The following is a 4,128-nucleotide window of genomic DNA, read 5'->3' on the forward strand; positions in this document are numbered from 1 at the left end:
CCCAAGTAGTGTGATTATCACAATCTACAGAAAGACGTATTGGATTAATACTACCAAAGGTTCCTGCGAGCGTTGGCGTTGTGTTAAAACTAGAAGCATCAACAATAGTGGCTGTGTTATCGTAAAGATCACCAGTAGAAAGAGATATTTGATAAAAATCTCCTACACTTGCATCTCTAAAAATAGCAGACGCTTGTCCACCAATATAAGGTAGGTCAGTACCTCCAAATTCTTCTCCATAGATAACATCTATAGGGCAACATACAGCTCCGTTTGTAATTCCTATGGCATCTAATATGAGTCCAAAAACCGATACATCTACGGTTCCATCACCATTATCTATATTCGTCGTTCCAACAGTTCCACTAAATGAAGAGGTTAACACTACTGTGTGCGTAGGGTCAGGAATATTTGATATAGTAGTCACTAGTAAATTATTAGGGTCAAAGACACCCGATAACTCATAGGCAGCTACTACGAGGCCTTCTTCTCCAGTATTTACATCACCCTCAATTACTACAAAAGTTCCTGCAAATGATTCACCTGCTTTTCCTATTATTTCGATTTGTTGATCACTAGTTCCATCACCTTCTACTGGTTGATATTCACTTATTAAAACATCATAGTCTACATTAGAAACTAATGTAATTGTAGCCATACATTCTGATGTATTTCCATTAGCATCAACAAACGTAACTGTTACTTCATGATCTCCAAGATCGTCAATAGTAAAGTCTAAAGAAGCCTGACCATCGATTAGAATTTCAGTTATTCCTACATTGTCTGTAGCACCACTATCCAATTGATCTCCAGTTACAGTAATTTCTCCAAAACCAATCTCCAATATGATGTCTTGACAAACTGCATTCGGCGCTACATTATCTGATCGTAATACAACATCATTACCATCACCACCGGTATAGCTGATTATACCTTCAAAATCTCCAAACACCACTTCACTACCTTCAGGCAGGCCATTAAATATACCTACAACAGGATTATTACTATAATTATTAATAATAATTAGCTCGTCATCTGGTCCTATAACGTAACCTCCATTAGGTGATAAATTGGCATCGTCTAAAGTAACAGTCCCGAATGGTGCTACTGCTAGTTTATCAAATTCAGAAGCTCCTGTTCCTTCGATTAATGGCGCAAAAGTGGCTCCAGTATTCATTGTTAAGTCATCAAAGGTATATTCTAAACCAGTGGTTCCTCCTCCTGGAGAAATTATAGCGCTATCTGATATGGTTGTAAGGGGCCCTTGTAGGTAAGAACTACCTGCAAGTAGCGTTGTATCGCCTGAGAAATTTGCACTTTCTGTAACGTATATATCAATATTATTAGTATCGATAATCCCATTAGCATTTAAGGTGCCAAAAGTAAAACCTCTGTTAGGACCTGTCACAGGAAAGGTTGTTGTTGAACTAATAATATTTGTAATGGTTCCTGGCTGACCAGTATAAGTCATTTGAGATAGAAAATCGTTTGTGTCTCCGTTAAAATTGATCGTACCTGCATTATGGTTAATGATAGCTGTACCTGTACCGTTATTCATATCGATATCTGCATTGAAGTTACTTACACCAGATCCACGCTTTGTGATATTAGTAAAGTCTGGCTCAAAATCAAATTGAGGTGCTGTAAGATTAAACTCAACTACATCTATGTCTTCTAAGAACATATTACTTGTATTTGTAAAAGACAAGGATGCTAAGTCTACAGCATTGGGATCGAAAGGGTTTGAGGTTCCTAATGCTTCAATGTTATTATTATTATCTATAGTTACTGTAGTATTTCCATTTCCTCTAAAGACTAGGAATGGTACATCAATACTACCTCCTGTTTGAGAAATATTGTTAAAACTACAAACAAATAAAGTTGAACCATTTCCACCTAAAACAGTAACATCTCCATTAAAAGTGATATTACCTGGAGCTGCGGTAAAAGTATGCGCAATGCCAATACCTGCATCTGTAGCATTTATTTCTCCAAAAGTAGTATCTGCTCCTGCGGAGAAAATTAGTTCATTAGATGTTAAAATTACTTCACCACCAAAAGTGTGTCTTCCTTGGCCATTTTCTATATTAACTCCATCTCCTGCTTGCAATTGTGTGACTCCTGATATGGTTAATGCCAATTCTTGATCAAGGATTCTGTCTACACCATCTATTGTAAAGTTATTTGCTGTGATTTCACCTAGAGTTAAGTCAAAACCAATACCATTAATTGTTAAATCACCTTCAATGTTTATACTGCCAGTTTGCTCGTAGTTTTTTAATCCCGTTAGTGTTATACCATTATTAACTCCTGTTAGTGTTAAATCGTTGGCAAAGGTGATGATGTTGAATCCGTTGTTGGATCCATTAGCCGAACTAAATTCTATACCATTCGTAATACTAGCCAAAGGCACTGTAACTGTAGTTGGATCAAAAAGTGTTGGTCCGCCGGTAACAGAAGGAGTTATTAAATCACTGATAGTTAATGTTGTTCCGTCACTAGAAAACGTTATTTGATCGTTAGAATCACTTTCAATATCGGTAATTATTAATTTTCCATTATCTAGTACTACAGTTGTTTCCGTTGGGGGAGGAAGTACCTCAACAATAAAAAAGCAGTTCCCTGTATTTCCAAATGCATCTGTAGCTGAAAAGTAGTTTATAGTTGTTCCTATTGGGAATTCGCTTCCAGAAACTAAACCTGATGATTGTCTAATATTTGCTTCAGATTTCTCTAAGATATAGATTCTTGCGGTATTATTATTTACATCATTCCATCTACCACCACCGTTCATGATTGTATAATCTTCATTTCCACCTGCATTATTAGGCTCTATGGTTGCCCAATTTTCGTAGGTAGATCCTCCATTAGGATTGTGCCATACAAAAGTATCTTCTTCTACAATATCATTATATCCAATTAGTATGTTTTCGTTTGTAAGACCTTGATTATCTACTGCTGCTCTAAGCCACTCATTATGTTCTGCATCTATAACAGTAGCTATATGTCCGCCTTGAAGCTCTGCATTTGCAAAAGCCTCACTTGGCACTAAAGGATTGTGTGATACGAAATAACTTCTACCATCGTGGGTACCTATAAAATCGAAGCCATCAACCCATTCAAAAGTGCAATCATCATAAGTGACATCTGCATAGTTTACGATGGCAGTACCAGTTTCTGCATCTGCAGTTACTGTCATATCACCAGGACAAGTTAACACGGGATCATTACCATCAGTAATTATTACAACAGACTCGCAAGAACTTGAATTTCCATTTTGATCTGTAACTATTAACCTTACAGAGTTATAACCAACATCATTACAATCAAAATTGCTTTTGCTAAGTGAGAAAGTAGCAAGACCTGAATCGGCATCAGTTGAATTATTGTTTATAGCACCTGCGTTAAGATTCAGAGTATTATTGGCACCTAAAGCACGTGTTATATCTTTACAATTAGCCTCTGGAGCTACATTATCTTCATAATGCACACGTGTGCGCAGATCCCAACTTCCAGTTCCTGTAGTTGACCAATCACGAATAAAATTTCCACTAGTATATACATTATTCACATCAACTCGTACTCCTACCGTGTATTGCGTGTCATTTAACACAAATACAACAGCATATTCTGTTCCTGAGACTAATTGTGGTAGACTTGTAAAAGGGAAATAGTGATCTACATTTGAACCTTCTGCGGGACTAAAAGGTAAGTCCTGTGTTTGGGAAGTCATGAGTACTCGGCCATTACTGAATGGATTTCGCCATAATTGCGCAGTCATTGATGCGCCACCAATATTTCCTCCAGAAACATTGTCGGTTCCCAAAGTGACACCTCTTATGGGACCAGAGCAGGTTGCAATAAAGGTTTGTCCTGCATTATCAGGTCTATTATCATTTGGTACATCAATATCGTACCAATTGGTTGTCGAAAATTGCACAAAATCACTGTTTGCATCACATTGCGCATTTAAAGAGAAGTTAAAACTACATAAGATAATGGTAAAGAGAAGAAGTGTCTTTTTGTTTTTAATGTAACGACCTTGAATACTATCTTTAGGATTGTTACTTAGTGTCTTACATACATTAGATAACGTATTTGAAAAAAAAGAGTCAGAAATAATATGGT

At 36.8% G+C, this 4,128-nt stretch carries 1 protein-coding gene; it reads right to left on the reverse strand.

The window, feature by feature from the left end; all coding sequences use genetic code 11:
- On the reverse strand, positions 1-4,128 hold a 4,128-nt coding region (locus ABJD27_RS08845), incomplete at both ends, for a lectin-like protein (protein WP_348163542.1).

The sequence above is a fragment of the Dokdonia sp. genome (assembly GCF_039945015.1).
GTDB lineage: Bacteria > Bacteroidota > Bacteroidia > Flavobacteriales > Flavobacteriaceae > Dokdonia.